Below are 17,063 nucleotides of genomic sequence, written 5' to 3' on the forward strand. Positions count from 1 at the left end.
CGGCGATCGGCATGCGTCCGTCATGCGTCGGTACGGTGCGAGAGCCACCGCTAATGCGACTGCTCCGCGGCATGATCGTGCTCGCGCAACTGGCCGGGAATCGCACACTGCGCAAGCCCGCCCGCGTCGATCCACGCGCGCGTACGTTCCGCGGCCGCGTCGATCAGTTGCGCACACTTCGAGTAATCGTATGACGACACGTCGAGCGGACAGAGCGGCGGCACGACATGGATGTGCGCGCGTGCCGCGTACAGCTCCAGATCGCGCACCAGTTGCCGCGCGATCACGAGTGTCAGCGCGTGCGTCGCATGCGCGATCGCGCTGCGCGGCGGGACGCGCAACGCACAGGCGAACCCGGCCGGCAGCACGACGATCCGCTTGACGCCAAGCGCGATTGCAACGGAGATCGGCGTGTTGTTCGCGACGCCGCCGTCGACGAGTTCCACGCCGTCGATGCAGACCGACGGAAACACACCGGGAATCGCCGCGCTGGCCTGCACGGCATCCACGACCGAGCCGGCGGACAGCACGACTTCGCGGCCGTTCAGCACGTCGGTCGCGACGATGTGAAGCGGCAACGCGGCCTGCTCGATCCGCCGGTATGGCAGGTTCCTTTCCAGCAACAGGCGCAGCGCGTCGGCCTCGACCAGATGCGGCCGGTTGCGCAGCAGCATCGCGACGACGCTGCGCATCGAGAACGGCATGACGTCCTGGCGGCGGATTCGGCACCACAGCGCGGCGAGCATCGCGACGCCGTCCGCGTCCGGCCGGCCGGCGAAATACGCGGCATTGATCGCCCCCGCCGACGCGCCGACGACGCAATCGGGCCGTTCGCCGCTCGCGACCAGCTCGCGGAGCATGCCGACCTCGATCGCGCCAAGACTGCCGCCGCCGGCAAACACGAAGGCGGTCGAGGGAGTGGGATCGGAAGTCACGGTGCGCCCTCCTGCGGTTGGCTGCGACAGTGCCTGCTCCATGATGGATCGTGCGGCGCCCCGGATGTCCTGATGAAAACCCTGCCGGCACGCGGACCGCGCCGCTCGGCCGACGATGCGCGTCGCACGCCGCGCTCGCCGGAATCCCGCGATGAACCTTCTCCCGGGAAGGGATACGTCATTTGCCGCCCTGTTTCAGGGTCGCATCGATACGGCCGTTCGCGCGATCGCTGCGCACTTTTTGACCTCGATCAAGAAAATCGCGCACCTCGGCGCCCGCAAACGTGTGCCGGGCGCGAATCGCGCGGGATACGTGGAATCACGGGTTCAGTCGTCCGGACGATCGCCGTTATTGCATCAACACCCGCCGACTGGCATCGCGCTGCGACGCATCGGGACGACCGCCCGGATCGCATTCGACACGCAACGATCCGGCGCCGTCGCGGGCATCGAGCGAGATGGCCGGACATCCCGCTCGCTTTTCGACAACACGTGCATCAGCGCAAGTCGCGGACGAGGTAATCATGTTTGTAGCCATCGGATGGATCGTCGTGATCGGGTCGGTGATCGGCAGTTTCGTCGGCGTCGGCGGCCATTTGCCGGCCTTGCTGCAACCGTTCGAGCTGCTGTGCATTTTCGGCGCCGCGCTGGGCGCGTTCGTCGTCAGCAATCCGGTCACGACGCTGAAGAAAACCATCAAGACCCTGCCGACCTGCTTCAAGGGCGGCGGCTACACGAAGCAGCAGTACGTCGAACTGATCGCACTGCTGTACGAGCTGCTGCAGAAGGCACGCAAGGACGGCATGATGGCGCTCGAGGCCGACGTCGATGCGCCCGAGCAAAGCCCGCTGTTCCAGAAGTATTCGCATGTGCTCGAAGACCATCACCTGCTCGACTTCATCGTCGATTACCTGCGGATGATGTCGAGCGGCAACGTGAACGTGCTGGAGATGCAGGACCTGATGGACGAGGAACTGCATACGCATCACGCGGAAGCGTCGGTCGCGGCCAATGCGATCCAGAAGATGGCGGACGGCCTGCCGGCGTTCGGCATCGTCGCCGCGGTGATGGGCGTCGTGCACACGATGGGCTCGGTCGGCGCGCCGCCCGCCGTGCTCGGCAAGATGATCGCCGGCGCGCTCGTCGGCACGTTCCTCGGCATCCTGCTCGCGTATGGTTTCGTCGGCCCGCTCGCGGATCTGCTCAACGCGAAGGGCCGCGCCGCGGCCAAGCCGTTCCAGTGCGTGAAGGCCGTGCTGCTCGCGTCGATGAGCGGCTACGCGCCGGCGGTGGCGGTGGAGTTCGGCCGCAAGGTGCTGTTCACCGCCGATCGCCCGAGCTTCAAGGAACTCGACGATGCCGTCCGCGCGACCAAGTCGCCCAAGGCGGCGTAACGGATACGCAAGGAAACGGAACACGCCATGACCGACCGCCGCTCCAGTTCGTCGAAGCAGTCCGCATCGCCATCGCTCGTCGTCGTGCGTCGCAAGAAAGGCGGCGACCATGACGCCCACCACGGCGGCGCCTGGAAAATCGCGTACGCCGATTTCGTCACGGCGATGATGGCGTTCTTCCTGCTGATGTGGCTGCTTGGCTCGGTCTCCAAGTACGACAAGCAGGGGATCGAGGACTACTTCAACACGCCGTTGTCGACGCTCCTGTCCGGCGGGAAGGACGCGGACGCCCCGCGCCCGAGCGTCGTGCAGGGCGGCGGCCGCGACCTGTCGGACCCGGCGCCGGCGATCGGCAAAAGGACGCCGCCATCGCCCGCCGACTCGCCCGCGGCGCTCGCCAGCACCGCGGATACGCAAAAACTCGAGCGCCTGAAGGCGAAGCTGACCGCGGCAATTGCCCGCAGTCCGGCGTTGCGCGCGTACCAGGACCAGATCCGGATCGCGATCACTAACGAAGGCTTGCGCATCGAGATCGTCGATTCGCTCAAGCGTCCGATGTTCGCGACGGGCAGCGCGCAACCGGAAAGCTATGCCACCGCGATCCTCACGCAGATCGGCTCGGCGCTCGACGATGTCGAAAACCGCGTGTCGATCGCGGGGCATACCGACTCGACGCCCTATCCCGATGGCCCGACCGGCTATTCGAACTGGGAGCTATCCAGCGATCGGGCGAACGCCGCGCGGCGCGCGCTGGTCGTCGGCGGGTTGCGGGAAGAAAAGCTGCTTCAGGTGCGCGGGCTCGCGGATGTGCTGCCGCTCGACAGGAACGTCGCCGACGAGCCGACCAATCGCCGCATCAGCATCCTCGTGATGAACAATGCCGCCGAACAGGCGTTCTTTCGCGACGGCGGCCGGACGACCGTCGACGAGACGCCCGGCATCCGGCCCGCCGCCCTGCCGGTGGCGGTCACGCGACGGCATCCGGTTGCCATCGACTGACGGGCGCGGCCGTTCGGGCCGTTGGCGACACCGCGTCTCGCGACACGGCGTCGCCGTTTTTTTGCGAACTCGATATATTCCGTAGAATATATCGATACCTGCCTACCCGGAGAAACACCATGGCCCGCCCGTCGACGGATCGCCTCCCGCTGCACACCGCCCGGGAACAGCCGATTGCGCGCAGGATCAGCGCACTCAAGCCGTTGTCGAGCGATGCGCGCGCGCAGCAGGTCACCGATGTCGTCGATGCGTTCCGGCGCCTGCGCGGCAGCGTCGCGCGTTTCATCCGGATGTTCCGGGCCGCGCCCGCCGGCGCCATGCCGGACGACAGGCTGTCGGCCATGAGCTTTCGCGAACTGCTGGCGACGCTCGAACACGAAGCCCGTACCGCGCGCTTCACGCGGCTGCCCGATCTCGAACGTGCGATCGGCCACGCGCGCCGCCTCGAACGCACGCGCGACGACGTGTTTTCCGACTCGTTCAGCAACGATCCGGCCGCGATGCGCGATACGGTTGCCGCGCTGGAGCGCGTCGACGTGCTGTTCGTCGGGCTGTGCGTCGAATCCGTGATGGCGCGCCATGCGCAGGCATCGCTCCCCGTTTCACCCGCGGCACCGGCCGCCCTGCCGCACACCGGCCGTTCGACCGCGCTCTGCTGACCGCGCTCCCCCGCGTGGCCCGGTGGTTTCCCCGGCATTTCCCCCGTTATATTCCATGGTATATTTCGCGAATCTTTCGCGCATCCGTCTCCGGTCCGAACCTGCCGGATAGAGGTCAACATGCACGCTCCGCCCTTTCGCCTGGCCCGCACGGCGGATCTCTCGTCGCCGGGCGGCACGCCCCGCGCAGCCGCCGGCGCGCGGATCGACGCCTGCTGCGCGCCGTCCCGCTCGCAACAGGTCGAGCTGAAGCGCCGCGCGCGCCTGTCCGAACTCGATGCCAACCTGCATTGCTCGATCATCGGCACCTGCCTGACCACGCACGAACTGCGCAAGCTCGTACCGAAGTTCGCCGATCTCGATCGCCAGCACGCGACCGATCTGGAGATCCACCACGCGGCCGTCGAGCTCGCGATCGGCGGCACGGCCGGCGCCAAGGCGTTGCACAAGGCGCTCGACGAACGCTATGCGGGTGCAATCCGTGCGTTCGACGCCGCGAAGGACGCGGACGAACTCCTCGCGCGCTGGAAGGAAGCGCTCAAGAGCGGCGACGTTCCGCCTGCCTACTGGGCGCTGATGACGCATCCGCGCACGACGATGGGCGTGCGTCAGGCCGCGTTCGGCGACCTGCACATGCTGTCGCACCTGGTCGGCGCGGCCAATCGCGCCGATATCCGGCGGCTGGTCGCGCTGGAGGAAGAGAATGCGGAACTGCACGCGAAGATCGAGCGGCAGCAGGCGCGCCTGCACGAAATGAGCACGCAGCGCGACGCGGCGCTGCAGGAGCGGGATGCGCTCCACGCACGCCAGCATGCGCAGCCGCTGGCCGCCGAAAGCGTGTTGCGCGACGAAGTGCATGAGCTGCGCGAAGCGCTGGCCGCACGAGACGAGCGGCTCGCGCTGCACACGAGCCGCCGCGAGGCGGCCGAGCAGCGGATCGCCGCGGAACAGGCGAGCGCCCGCGCGATGCGCGCGCGGCTCGACGACCTGATGGCGATGGTGAAGACGCTGCGCGCCGAAGCGAGCGCGATCGAACAGGCGGTGCAGGCGTCAACCGGCGATCCGGCCGACCCGGCAACGGATTCGCTGTCGATGCTTCAGGGCAGGCGCCTCGTCTACGTGGGCGGGCGGCCCGGCTCGAACCGGGCGATCCGGCGGATCGTCGAAACGGCGGGCGGCGAAGTGACGCTGCACGACGGCGGCATCGAGGATCGCAAAGGCCTGCTGGCCGCGGCGCTGCCGGGCGCGCAGATGGTCGTGTTCCCGGTCGACTGCATCGACCACGATTCGATGAACCTGCTCAAGCGCATCTGCGAGCGTCACCACATCGCGTACTACCCGCTGCGGACCGCCAGCGTCGCGAGCTTCGTCGAACTGATCGGGCGGCTCGATGCCCAGGCGCGCGACGTCATCGCGACGGATACCCCCGCGGGCGACACGTCACGCTTCTGCCTGCGACACGGGTAGCCGGCGCCAGCCTCGGTACGATGCGTCTTTCAGCGGCGCACCATTTTCGTGAGCGCGGCGATCTCGTCCGCGCAGGCCGCATACGCGCGTTCCTCGATCCCGCGATAGAGGCGGATGATCTCTTCGCCAACCGGCGTCAGCACGCTGCCGCCGCCGCTCTGCCCGCCATGCTCGGACACCGTCGCCGGCGATTTCAGCGAGCGGTTCAGCTCGTCCATCAGCAGCCACGCACGCCGGTACGACATCTTCAGACTGCGCGCCGCCGCCGAAATCGAGCCGTGCTCGCGCACCGCTTCGAGCAGCGCGACCTTGCCCGGGCCGAGCGCGATCGTATCGGCCTGCTGGATACGCATCCTGAACCGCACCTCAGGCTTGGGGTGTGCCGAAGTCTTCATCTTGTCCGCCGTTAGATCGATGCGGGCAAGCATACACGATGGCCGCCGCCGCGAACGCCGGCAGCGCGCGCGTCGCGATCAGATCTCGAGCACGCGCGCGACGATGCCGGCCAGCCGCTTCACGTGGCGCGGCGCGGGCAGCAGGTCGGCGCCCGAGAACAGCAGCGGCGCACCGTCCTCGATCGACAGCGGCGCATCGCCGCATTCGAACGCAACGATCACGTGTTCGCCGACGGGTGTATTGAACAGCTCGTGCCACGAGAACGTGACCGCATAGCCGTCGTGCGCATGCGCGATGAATACCATTCGCTTGAAGTCGCCGGGCTCGTCGTTGCGCAGCCCGGCCGCGTCGAGCAGGTCCTTCAGCCGCGCGCCGCGATACGGCGCGACCGAGCGGATGAAGCGGTTCGTCGTGAAGCAGCGCAGGTCGAACGGCTCGGCCATCGCGCTCGCGTGCCGGCGCAGATCGTCGAGCGTCACCGTCATCGGCCGCACGAATGCGCCCGTCAGCGCAATCGAACCTGCCGCCGCCTGATGCGCCGAAGGCGCCGCCGTCCCTGCCATCTCCATCGCCCGCCTCCGTGACGGCCCGCCGGGTGGCGGGCCTGCGTTGTATCGGCGGATATATTACGCCGCGAAAAGGCCGGCTGGCAGAAGGCGCGCCGCATGAGCGGTATACGGCAGCCGGTCGTGCCCCGCGCCTGCAGGCGCTATGAAAGCACGATGTTCCGGATCGCCTTCCTGATGCTCTTGTAGCTGTCGACCGACTCCGCCTTCTGGTCGGTCACCAGCGTGCCGATCCGTGCCGGCTCGCAGAAGCCGATCCGGCTGTTCGTGCCGAGCTTGCTGAAATCGGCCAGGATCGCGACCTCCGCCGCGTTGCTGACCATTGCGCGCGCCACCTCGGTTTCCATCCGGTCGTAGTTCGTCGCACCGCGAACATGGTCGACGCCGACCGGCGACAGCAGCGCGAGATCGGCGCGGTAGCGGAAGATTTCGGCAACCGTGCCGTCACCGACCGTTGCGGCCGCGCGGCTGCCGATCATCCCGCCGAGCAGGATCGTTTCGTTCTTCCCTTGCTCCGGGTCGCTCGACCGCATCTTCAGCGCGACGTCGATCGAATTCGTGATGATCGTGAGGCCCGACAGCTTCGCCAGTTCCTCGGCCAGCAGCGTGGTGGTGGTCCCCGCGTCGATGAACAGCGTCTGCGAGCCCGTGACGAGCCGTGCCGCCGCGCGCGCGATCGACAGCTTCGCCTTCACGTGCGTCTGCGCGCGCTCGGCGATCGGCGCTTCGTCGCCCACCTGCACCGCGCCGCCATGCACGCGCTTCAGTTCACCGAGCGCCTCGAGGTCGACGAGGTCGCGGCGCACGGTTTCCCGCGAGACGTTCAGATCGGCCATGATCCGGTCGGTGGAAACGCGCTGCATCTTCGATAACAGAAGCCGGATCCTCTGGTATCGCTCTTCTTGCCACATGAAATATCCTCGGAAATGTCTGTCAATCTTATTCGAACGACCGTCTACCCAGCGCTTTCCTCCATCTTTTTGATGCCGACGAGGGTCTGCAGGGATTGACGGACCACCTGGAACTCGCTGCTCGTCATCTTCGAAAACACCACGTGGATGCGGTCGTCGTCGGGCGCCGCGTCGTCCTGCTCGATGATGAACTGGACGATCCGCGCCTGGTCGATGCCCGGCATCGCCTGCAACGACGTCAGTTTCACGGCGCCGCGACTCGCGAGGATGCGCACGCCCCAGCGCTGCCGCGCGACGAAAAAGCGCTTCTCGATCGGCTTCAGCCCGGCCAGGATCGCCAGCACGATCGCCGTCGCGGCGATCGAGGCCACGTACATCCCACCGCCCACGGCCAGCCCGACCGCCGCGACCACCCACAGGCTCGCCGCCGTCGTCAGCCCGCGGATGATCTCGCCGCGCAGCATGATCGACCCTGCACCGAGAAAGCCGATGCCCGACACGACCTGCGCAGCGACGCGCGACGGGTCCAGCGACACGTTCTTCGCATCCTGGATATCCGCGAAGCCGAACGCCGACACGATCATCACGAGCGCGGCGCCCACGGCGACCAGCATGTGCGTGCGCAACCCGGCCGCCCACGACAACCGCTCGCGCTCGATGCCGACGATGCTGCCGAGCAAGGCCGCCAGCAACAGGCGGGAAATGATTTCCATTTGACTGATCATCGAGGTCTCCTCTTTCTGTCGATCTGCTTGATGAGGCGCCCGTCCCGGCCGCCCCGGCTTGTCCGGACTTCATCCCGCCGCCGTCGCATCCGGCGAGCGGCGAGTTGTATTTTTGTGCGATCTTGCGATTTTGTGCGTTCTAATATACGGTACGCAAAACGACAAAGCCAGACCCAAGTTCGTTTGTTTCATCTGATCCACACGATCAATCGTCAGACCAATCAGGCAACACGATCCGAAACACTTGCTTAGGAGACCAACATGATCAAGAAGGTATGGATGCTCGCTGCAACCCTGCTGGCGGCATTGGCAACGGCCCCCGTTCACGCGTCGGAAAGCGACGTCTGCAAGAAGGTGACGCTCGGCGATGTCGGCTGGAGCGACATCGCGGCGACCACCGGCGTCGCGATGATGCTGCTGGACGGTCTCGGCTACGAGGCGACCAAGACGATCGCGTCGCCGCCGATCGTGCTGGCCGGCGTGAAGAAGGCCCAGATCGATGCATTCCTCGGCTACTGGGATCCGAGCATGACGCCGACGGTGAAGCCGTTCGTCGATGCCGGCGCCGTTCACCAGTTGCCGCAGCCGAACCTGGTCGGCGCGCGCTACACGCTGGCCGTGCCGCAATACGCGGCCGACCAGGGCCTCAAGAGCTTTGCCGACATCGCCCGATTCCGCGACCAGCTCGACGGCAAGATCTACGGGATCGGCGCCGGCAACAACGGCAATGCGCTGGTCCAGCGAATGATCGACAAGAACGAATTCGGGCTCGGCGGCTTCAAGCTGGTCGAATCGAGCGAAGCCGGGATGCTCGTGCAGGTCACGCGCGCGGTGCAGGAACACCGGATGATCGTGTTCCTGGCGTGGGAGCCGCATCCGATGAACATCAACTTCAAGATCGCGTATCTCGACGGCGGCGACACCGTGTTCGGCCCGAATTACGGCTCGGCAAAGGTCTACACGCTCGTCACGCCCGGCTATCTCGAACGCTGCCCGAACGTCGGCCACCTGCTGACCAACCTGAAATTCACGACCAACGAAGAGAACCAGCTGATGGTGCCGATCATGAATCATGCAGATCCAGTCGCGGTCGCGAAGGAGTGGGTGAAGAAGAACCCCGGCGTGCTGTCGAAGTGGCTCGACGGCGTCACGACCATCGACGGGAAGAACGCGAAGGACGCGATCGAAAAGCTCATCGGCGCGTAAATCCGCAATACAAGGAATAACCCATGCACAAGAATCTCGCGCTGTTCGATCTCGATCACACGCTGCTGCCACTCGACAGCGACCAGGCCTGGAGCCGCTTCATCACGCGGGTCGGCTGGCAGGAGGACGACGCGCATACGGCACTGATCGACGAGCACTACGGCCACTATGCGGCCGGCACGCTCGACATGGACGCGTATCTCGCCGTGACGCTCGCGCCGCTCACGCGCTACTCGCGCGAGCAACTCGAACGCTGGCATGCGCAGTTCATGGACGAGGTGATCCGGCCGGCGATTACGGCGGAAGCACGCGCGCTGGTCGACCGGCATCGCGAGAGCGGCGACCTGTGCTGCATCGTGACGGCGACCAACGTGTTCGTCACGCGGCCGATCGCGGCCGAGTTCGGGATCGAGCATCTGCTCGGCATCGAGCTCGATACCGACGACGGCACGCCGGCCGGGCAGTTCACCGGGCGCAGTGTCGGCGTGCCGAGCTTCCGCGAAGGCAAGATCGTGCGCACGGCTGCATGGCTGAGATCGCTGGGTTACATACCCTCCGATTTCGAACGAACCTACTTCTACAGCGATTCGATCAACGACGTGCCGCTGCTCGACTACGTCACGCATCCGGTCGCGACCAATCCCGACTCGAGGCTCTCTCAGGTGGCCGGCAAACGCGGCTGGCCTGTCATGAAGTTGTTCTGATTCGGGCGCTACTCTCTGCTGTCCATTTTCATGTCTGGAGGAGAAATGAAAGACGGAGCACGCAGTATTCACCCCGATCAATCAGGAATCCGATTCGAATCGAATCGGAAGCATGTCGTCCCGCCTCGCCGTGCGGCAAGCCATATGCCGCCCTGGCGCGGCGTTTTCATGATCGCGCTCCTGTGCACGCTGGCCGCTTGCGGCGACGGCGACCCGGGCGCCGCGGGCACCGTCGCCGCCGCGCGCGCGCCGGCATCGGGGCCGGCATCCGCGCCGGTCATTCACTGCGCCAGCGAGTGTCACTGACCGGCGCAAGCCCAACCCGCCACCCAGGAAAAGCGATCATGCAAAACAAACCCACGACACGACGTCAGTTCCTCACCGATGCGCTGAAGCTCGCAGGCGCCACCGCTGTCACCGGCATGCTTCCCGAAAGCATCCTGCGCGCACAGTCGATCCCGGCGGCGACCGTCACCGGCACCCTCCAGGATGTGCAGCACGTCGTCATCCTGATGCAGGAGAACCGGTCGTTCGACCATTATCTCGGCACGCTGCGCGGCGCACGCGGCTTCGGCGATCCCCGGCCGGTCGTGATCTCCAGCGGCTATCCGGTCTGGCGCCAGCCGTCGGCGCTGTCCTACGTGTTTCCGTTCAACCCGTCGCCGCCCGTTTCCGGCGTCGCGAACGGCGACACGTACTACAACGACCTGGATCACACCTGGAGCGGCACGCACAGCGCGTGGAACAACGGCCGCTACGACAACTGGGTCGCGGCGAAGACCAGCGGCACGATGTACTACTTCACGCAGAACGACATCCCGTTCTACTACGCGCTGGCGAGCGCATTCACCGTGTGCGACGACTACCACTGCTCGATGCTCGGCCCGACGGACCCGAACCGCCTGTATCTGTGGACCGGCTGCTGCGGCAACGTCGCCGGCTATTCGCCGTATACGACCAACACGATGACCGGCACCGGCTGGACCACGATGCCGGAACGCCTGAACACGGCCGGCGTCACGTGGAAGTTTTACCAGGACAAGGGCAACGGGCTGGACGCCGGGCATGGCTATGGCGAATACAACGGCTCCAGCAGCGATCTCTGGTGGAACGGCAACTACGGCGACAACGTCATCCTGAACTTCAAGCAGTACCAGAATCTCGGCGCCAATGATCCGCTCGCACCGGCGCTCAACGGCACGCAGGTCGACCCGACCGGCGGCGGCACCGAATACGACACGAATCTGTTCAGCCAGCTGCGGGCCGACGTCGCGAACGGCACGCTGCCGCAGGTGTCGTGGATCGCCGCGCCTTATGCGTATTGCGAGCATCCGTCGTGGGCCGCGAGCGGCGGCGAATGGTATGTGAGCAACGTGCTCAATGCGCTGACGTCGAATCCGGCGGTATGGGCCAGCACGGTGCTGCTCGTGATGTACGACGAAAACGACGGCCTGTTCGACCACATGCCGCCGGCCGTTCCGGCGAGTGCCGCCGCCGGCACCGGCCGGTCGACGATCTCGACGGCCGCCGAATTCGTCGCCGGCAGCGGTGCCGCATCGGACGGCTCGGCAAGCGGCGACGTGCCGATCGGGCTCGGCCCGCGCGTGCCGATGTTCGTGATTTCGCCGTGGTCGAAGGGGGGCAAGGTCAACTCGCAGGTCTTCGATCACACGTCGGTGATCCGCTTTCTGGAAGCGCGCTTCGGGTTGCAGGAGACCAACATCACCCCGTGGCGTCGCGCAGTCTGCGGCGACCTGACGTCGGCGTTCGACTTCGCGAATCCCGACCAGACGATTCCGGCGATTCCGGCAGCGGCCAGCAACATGAATCCGAACGGCTCGACGGTCCCGATTCCCGCGGCGACCACCACGGCGGTCCCCGCGCAAACGGCTGGCCGCAACACGGCGTGCCGGCTGCCGTACGAGTTCTTCGTCCAGGGCCGGGTCAACCGGTCCGGCAAGACGCTCGGGTTGACGATAACCAACACCGGCGCAGCCGGCGTGCATCTGCAGGCCTGGGTCGACGGCACGAGCACGACACCGCGGCAGTACACGATCGGTGCCGGCACGGGGACGTGTCTCACGGATTCGCTCGCGCTGAATTCGGGGGGCGGTTACGACTATTCGATCTACGGACCGAACGGGTTCCTGCAGACGCTGCGCGGCAACATCGGCGCATCGGGAAACGCGGGTTCGACCGCCGAAGTCAGCCTCTGCTACGACGTGCAGAACGGCAACGTGCAGATCACGCTCGACAACTCGGCCGGCTCGAGCGCGACGACGTTCCAGCTCGTCGACAACGCGTACGGGATGAATAGCGCGCAATCGGTCAGTGTGCCGGCCGGCGCGACGCAGGCCGTCACGTGGTACGGCGACGCCGGCTGGTACGACGCGAGCATCCGCGACGCGAACGACCCGAACTTCCTGCGCCGTATCGCCGGCTGTGTCCAGACGCAATCGGGCACGTTGCTGACGGATTCGGCAATCGGTAACACGAGCGGGAAGTTCGTCCCCACGCTGGCGTCGCAGGGGTCGTCGTACGGCACGCTGCGGTTCGACTACGTCGTGCCGCCGTGGCGCCACAGCCCGAAGAACTGGGTCGGCATCTATCCGCGCGGCGCGCAGCCGGCCAAGGGCGGCTACAAGTCGTGGGCGTACCTGCCCAAGAGCACCGGCTCGCTGCTGTTCTCGTCGACCGCGAACAGCACGCTTGCATCGGGCCAGTACGATGCGTGGCTGCTGTTCGACGACGGCTACACGCCGCTTGCAGGCCCGATCGCGATCAGCATCTGAGGTCGCGGCGGCTCCGTCGTCGTTTCAGGACCCGGCCGATGCGCACCCGTGACGCGCGCCGGCCGGGCGCCGCGCCTAGACGAGCAGGTCTTCGTAGAATGCGCCGAACGCACGCGTCGGGTGGGCGATCTGGATTTCGAGGATCCACAGCCCGGCGGCCGGCGCGGCGTCGAAATCGCCGAGGTTGCCGGCCTTGTAGATCGCGTGCGGGAAATCGCTGACGCGATGGCCCTTGATGTCGACGTTCAACCGGAAGCCGTGCGCGTCGGCGCGTTGCGCCGCGAACTCGTACAGCGCGATGCCCGCGCAGCCGGTGGTTCGCCAGTGATGCTCGACTTCACCGTAGATCACGCCTGCCGCACGCGCACAGGCATGCATGTCCGGATCGTCGCCACACACGAACGTCGCGCCCGCATCGCCCTCGTGCTTCGCCCAGACGGCGCCGAGGTCGATGAAGAAGATGTCGTCCGTGGCAAGGACGGGGTCCGCCACCGAGCGCTCCTTGAACGTGCGCAACGTGTTCTCGCCGAAGCGGACGAGGACCGGATGCCAGATCCGGTCCATGCCGAGTTCCTTCAGCACGCTCAGCCCCAGCGCGTTGGCCTCCGATTCGCGCATGCCGGGCCGGACGCCCTTGGCGATCGCATCGACGGCCTGCCATGTCATGGTTCTTGCATGCTGCATCGCGTCGAGCGAAAAGGCTTCGCCGACGGCTTCGCGTTGCGTCGAATTCAAGAGCGTGCTCCCGGGCAATGAATGTGGGCGGATCGAGTGTCGCCTCGATATGCACAGGAGAATATATCGATTTTCGAACCGGTGCCGTGTCGCGTTTCGTCGCGCGCTACAGCAATACGGGCGCTCCCGAGAGAGCGCCCGCCCGTGGGTCATGCGTCGATCAGAACTTGTGACGCAGGCCGATGCGCGTGACGAACTGCGTGTTCGCACCCGCGTTGCCGATGAACGACCCCGACGAGCCGATCTCTGCCTGGACCGGCACCGCGCGGCCGTTGATCGTGTTGCTGCCCGACGCCTTCTGGTAGGCCGCGCTCACGTACACGTCCGTGCGCTTCGACAGCGCGTAGTCGACCGCGGCGTTGACCTGGTGCCACTTGCCGTCAAAGCGGCCGTCGAGCTTCGAGAACGTGTAGCCGAGACCGCCGCTCAGGGCCGGCGTGAACGCATAGCGGCCACCGATTTCATAATTGTTCAGCTTCGACGACTCGCCCGACAGCGGCGTGAACTTCGTATGCGTCCAGTTCGCCCACACGAGCGCCGCCGCGATCGCATAGCGCGCGCCGACACCGACCGTCTCGAGATCGCGCAGCCCGAGCGTGTTGATGTTCGCGATGCTCACGCCGAACGCGGGCGTCGCGCCGTTCGGAAAGCGGATGTTCGTGTACGCGGCGCCGATGCCGAACGGCCCTTGCGCGTAGTTCGCGCCGAAGCTGTACGCGCTCGACGAACCCTGCGAACCGTTCGCGCCGGTCGTGGTCGGCGTGCCCGCGAACTGCGTCGAGTTCGAGAAACCGTACATCGCGCCGAACGTGAGGCCCGCGAAGTTCGCGCTCTGGAACTTCACCGCGTTGTTGATGCGGCTCGACGTGAGCTGGTCGAGATCGTTGATGTGATACGCGTAGTTGCCGGCCGGCGTCTGGCTGCCCATCGTGTAGTTCGCACCGATGTAGTCGGTCGAGAACGAGTACTGGCGGCCGAACGTCAGCGACCCGATCCCGTTCTTCGACAGGCCGACGAACGCCTGCCGGCCGAACAGTGCGCCGCCCTGGCCGATCGTGCCGTCGCCGCTGCTGAAGCCGTTCTCCAGCACGAACAGCGCCTTCAGCCCGCCACCGAGATCCTCGGTGCCGCGGATGCCCCAGCGGCTGCCCGATGCCACGCCGTCGCCGTACTTGACGAGCTTGTCGTGCCCGCCCGTCGTCGCGACCTTGTTCGAATACGTGATACCCGCATCGATCAACCCGTAGAGCGTGACGCTGCTTTGCGCATGCGCGGCCGTGCCGAACATCCCGAGTGCGGCCGCGGCCACGATGGTCTTCTTCATGTTGCTTCCTTTTGTTGTGGACGCACGCGCCTGCGTCGCAGCGAAACGCGCGGCGTCTTGACGAAAAACCGTATGACGGACGAACGCAAGCCCGCTCACCGACGGAACGCCGGACGCGCCCATGCCTCATGCGTGCGCACGATGTTCCGATTCGATGCCAGTGTGGGCTTGCGGAAGCGGCATGCCGAAGGGCGGCCGCTCGTGTTGCAGCGTCGGGAAGCGTGCGCACCGGTTGCGCGTGCCGTGACGACGCGTTGCTCCGGCGATGCAGGTCAGAATCTCTTCCGGCTTTCGTGGAGCGGGTGGACGACGTGACGCCTGACGGCATCACGACCTTCGATATATTTTTCGGAATATATCGAGTTGTCACCAAACGGTAAACAATTATTCGGGTTCCTGTCGTCTTTCATCCACAGGCGACCGCGGGCGAACCGGAAGCGGCGACGGGCTGCGCGGCGGCCGTCATCGCATCGCGTCGCACCGGGCCGGCGCCGAATTCCAGCATAATCAGGCGTTTGATCGCGCACCCCAGCCCGCGCACGTATGCCGCAAACGTGTGCGCGGTCGTCGGGTTCACGGCTCGCGTGCCTTCGACCGCCGGAAACGCCGCCGGTCTGTGCCGGTTTCGCGCGCGGCGAATTGTGCAGGTGCAGAACACGAAGAAAGACAATCGATGCGATCCGGCATACCTCACGGCGCCGGCGATCGCGTCACGGACAGAACCACACCCTCCCGCGAAGACAGGACACCGACATATGGACCGAGCCGAACACATCAGCATCGAACCGGCGCTCGCGCTTGCCGCAGACGAACTGGACGGATGCGATTTCTCGTTCGACATCGCATGGGAATTGAACGCGCCGTATCAGGACTTGCTCGATCTTCGCGCGCTGCCGGTGCGACGCAAGGACTACGGCTTCGATCCGGCCGGCTGGGCGGACGAGGCGTCGGGCAAAACGGCGCTCTTTCGCGCGACGGCCGGCGAGCGGCTCGCCGGGTTCGTCGCGATCGAGGAGAGCTGGAACGGGATGGCCGAGATCGCGGAGCTGGCCGTCGACCGGGATCATCGACGCCTCGGTATCGGACAATTCCTGCTGGCGGCAGCGGAAGCCTGGGCGCGCAATCACGGGTTCGGCTTCATCCGGCTGGAAACGCAGGCGAACAACGTCGCGGCCTGCTCGACGTATGCGCGTGCCGGCTTCGCGCTCGGCGGCCACGACCGCTTCCTGTATGCCGATGGCGAGAATGCCGGGGAAGTCGCCCTCTTCTGGTACAAGGACCTGCGCGACGGGCAGACGGCACGGAGCCGCACGGTCGATCCGGCATCGGTGCCGCCGGTGCGTTGACGCACCGCCGCCACCCGTCACGTCGTTGCCGCGTTACTTCCGCGTCGCCACGATGAACAGGCGCGGAAACGGCAGCAGCACGGTGCCGTCGTCCTGCACCGGATAACCGCCCGGCCCGGCGAGCGCGTCGCGATAGCGCGCTAGGAATGCGCGCTGTCCGGCGTCGTCGAGCGCCGCGAGATACGGCCGCAACGCGCTGCCCTTGAACCATTCGACAATCGCATCGGCGCCACCGCGCAGCGCGTGGTAATAGGTCGTGCGCCACACGTCCACGCGCGAACACAGCGGCGACAGCAGCGCGTAGTAGTACCGCGCATCGAACCGCTCGGTACGCGCCGCACCTTTCAGCCGGTCGGCCCACGGCCCGACCGCGGCGACCTCGCGCATCAGCCGGTGCGCCGGTTCGTCGAGGTTGTCGGGCATCTGCACCGCCAGATGGCCGCCCGGCGCAAGCCGGCCGACGAGCGCCGGGAACAGCGTGTCGTGCGCGGGCACCCATTGCAGCACCGCGTTCGACAGGATCAGGTCATAGCCGCCCGGATCGTCCCACGTGGCCACGTCGGCGACATCGAAACGCAATGCGGGCAGACGCTTGCGTGCGGCCGCGATCATGTCCGCCGACGCATCGATCCCGTGGATCGTCGCGTCGGGCGCACGGGCAATCAGCGCTTCCGTCGAGTTGCCGGGCCCGCAGCCGATATCGATCGCGGTATGGATCGGCGTCTTCGGCACGGCGGCCAGCAAATCGCGCACCGGCCGCGTGCGTTCGTCTTCGAACTGTACATACTGGTTCGCGTATTGATCGAGTGGGGTCGTCACGCTATTTCTCCTGGTCGGCTTGGGCGGCCGCGGCGCATCCGGGTACGGGATGCATGGGGCCGCCGATGCAGCGCATTCTGCGACT

At 66.4% G+C, this 17,063-nt stretch carries 17 protein-coding genes; 8 read left to right on the plus strand and 9 right to left on the minus strand.

The features are described from left to right. Positions 1–50: 50 nt before the first annotated feature. Complete coding sequence (locus ACWMMN_RS30350; RefSeq protein WP_420874394.1) at positions 51–977, minus strand: patatin-like phospholipase family protein; 927 nt, start codon at positions 975–977, stop codon at positions 51–53. A gap of 482 nt (positions 978–1,459) precedes the next feature. Between ACWMMN_RS30350 and motA the strand changes: the two genes are divergently transcribed. The 4 genes from motA to ACWMMN_RS30370 all read left to right on the plus strand — a co-directional run bounded on the left by motA (position 1,460) and on the right by ACWMMN_RS30370 (position 5,454). Next, positions 1,460–2,329: a flagellar motor stator protein MotA gene (gene motA / locus ACWMMN_RS30355; protein ID WP_059237787.1), complete on the plus strand. Its 870-nt coding sequence runs from the start codon at positions 1,460–1,462 to the stop codon at positions 2,327–2,329. A gap of 27 nt (positions 2,330–2,356) precedes the next feature. Continuing rightward, on the plus strand, positions 2,357–3,328 hold the full coding sequence (gene motB, locus ACWMMN_RS30360) for a flagellar motor protein MotB (RefSeq protein ID WP_059237788.1): 972 nt from the start codon (positions 2,357–2,359) through the stop codon (positions 3,326–3,328). Between the two features lie 119 nt (positions 3,329–3,447). Next, positions 3,448–3,987 (plus strand): hypothetical protein, encoded by a 540-nt coding sequence (locus ACWMMN_RS30365; protein ID WP_486423563.1) that lies wholly within the window; start codon positions 3,448–3,450, stop codon positions 3,985–3,987. A 120-nt stretch (positions 3,988–4,107) separates the two neighbouring features. Beyond that, a complete protein-coding gene (locus ACWMMN_RS30370; protein ID WP_342705660.1) occupies positions 4,108–5,454 on the plus strand; it encodes a DUF2325 domain-containing protein in 1,347 nt (448 codons plus the stop codon). 29 nt (positions 5,455–5,483) lie between these two features. Here the strand turns inward: ACWMMN_RS30370 and ACWMMN_RS30375 are convergent, their stop codons facing one another. From ACWMMN_RS30375 to ACWMMN_RS30390, 4 genes are all read right to left on the minus strand, one after another. Then, complete coding sequence (locus ACWMMN_RS30375; RefSeq protein ID WP_047901809.1) at positions 5,484–5,807, minus strand: winged helix-turn-helix domain-containing protein; 324 nt, start codon at positions 5,805–5,807, stop codon at positions 5,484–5,486. A gap of 120 nt (positions 5,808–5,927) precedes the next feature. Continuing rightward, on the minus strand, positions 5,928–6,419 hold the full coding sequence (locus tag ACWMMN_RS30380; RefSeq protein ID WP_059237791.1) for a molybdopterin-dependent oxidoreductase: 492 nt from the start codon (positions 6,417–6,419) through the stop codon (positions 5,928–5,930). A 140-nt stretch (positions 6,420–6,559) separates the two neighbouring features. Next, the gene (locus ACWMMN_RS30385; RefSeq protein ID WP_059237792.1) at positions 6,560–7,327 is read right to left on the minus strand and encodes a DeoR/GlpR family DNA-binding transcription regulator; all 768 of its coding nucleotides are present in this window, start codon (positions 7,325–7,327) and stop codon (positions 6,560–6,562) included. Positions 7,328–7,371: 44 nt separating this feature from the next. Beyond that, entirely contained in the window at positions 7,372–8,052 is a 681-nt protein-coding gene (locus tag ACWMMN_RS30390) for an MgtC/SapB family protein (RefSeq protein WP_059237793.1), read from the minus strand. A gap of 261 nt (positions 8,053–8,313) precedes the next feature. On the opposite strand from ACWMMN_RS30390, the gene ACWMMN_RS30395 reads away from it, so the two are divergent. The 3 genes from ACWMMN_RS30395 (at position 8,314) to ACWMMN_RS30405 (ending at position 12,754) form a co-directional block, all read left to right on the plus strand. After that, entirely contained in the window at positions 8,314–9,258 is a 945-nt protein-coding gene (locus tag ACWMMN_RS30395) for a choline ABC transporter substrate-binding protein (RefSeq protein WP_059237794.1), read from the plus strand. Between the two features lie 23 nt (positions 9,259–9,281). Continuing rightward, entirely contained in the window at positions 9,282–9,962 is a 681-nt protein-coding gene (locus ACWMMN_RS30400) for an HAD family hydrolase (RefSeq protein ID WP_059237795.1), read from the plus strand. 344 nt (positions 9,963–10,306) lie between these two features. Next, positions 10,307–12,754 (plus strand): phosphocholine-specific phospholipase C, encoded by a 2,448-nt coding sequence (locus ACWMMN_RS30405; RefSeq protein WP_486423564.1) that lies wholly within the window; start codon positions 10,307–10,309, stop codon positions 12,752–12,754. 75 nt (positions 12,755–12,829) lie between these two features. Here ACWMMN_RS30405 and ACWMMN_RS30410 read toward each other — a convergent pair whose 3' ends face one another. The 3 genes from ACWMMN_RS30410 to ACWMMN_RS30420 all read right to left on the minus strand — a co-directional run bounded on the left by ACWMMN_RS30410 (position 12,830) and on the right by ACWMMN_RS30420 (position 15,483). Beyond that, positions 12,830–13,489, minus strand: a complete 660-nt coding sequence (locus tag ACWMMN_RS30410) for a M24 family metallopeptidase (RefSeq protein WP_486423565.1) — start codon at positions 13,487–13,489, stop codon at positions 12,830–12,832. Positions 13,490–13,649: 160 nt separating this feature from the next. Next, complete coding sequence (locus tag ACWMMN_RS30415) at positions 13,650–14,813, minus strand: porin (protein ID WP_256086853.1); 1,164 nt, start codon at positions 14,811–14,813, stop codon at positions 13,650–13,652. A gap of 406 nt (positions 14,814–15,219) precedes the next feature. Then, positions 15,220–15,483, minus strand: a complete 264-nt coding sequence (locus ACWMMN_RS30420) for a hypothetical protein (protein WP_486423566.1) — start codon at positions 15,481–15,483, stop codon at positions 15,220–15,222. 85 nt (positions 15,484–15,568) lie between these two features. Between ACWMMN_RS30420 and ACWMMN_RS30425 the strand changes: the two genes are divergently transcribed. Further along, positions 15,569–16,159, plus strand: coding sequence for a GNAT family N-acetyltransferase (locus ACWMMN_RS30425; RefSeq protein WP_174993308.1), 591 nt, complete (start codon positions 15,569–15,571; stop codon positions 16,157–16,159). 33 nt (positions 16,160–16,192) lie between these two features. On the opposite strand, the gene tam is transcribed toward ACWMMN_RS30425, so the two are convergent. Next, positions 16,193–16,978, minus strand: a complete 786-nt coding sequence (gene tam / locus ACWMMN_RS30430; RefSeq protein ID WP_486423567.1) for a trans-aconitate 2-methyltransferase — start codon at positions 16,976–16,978, stop codon at positions 16,193–16,195. Positions 16,979–17,063: the final 85 nt, after the last annotated feature.

Source organism: Burkholderia cepacia complex sp. TUM26381, assembly GCF_057439935.1.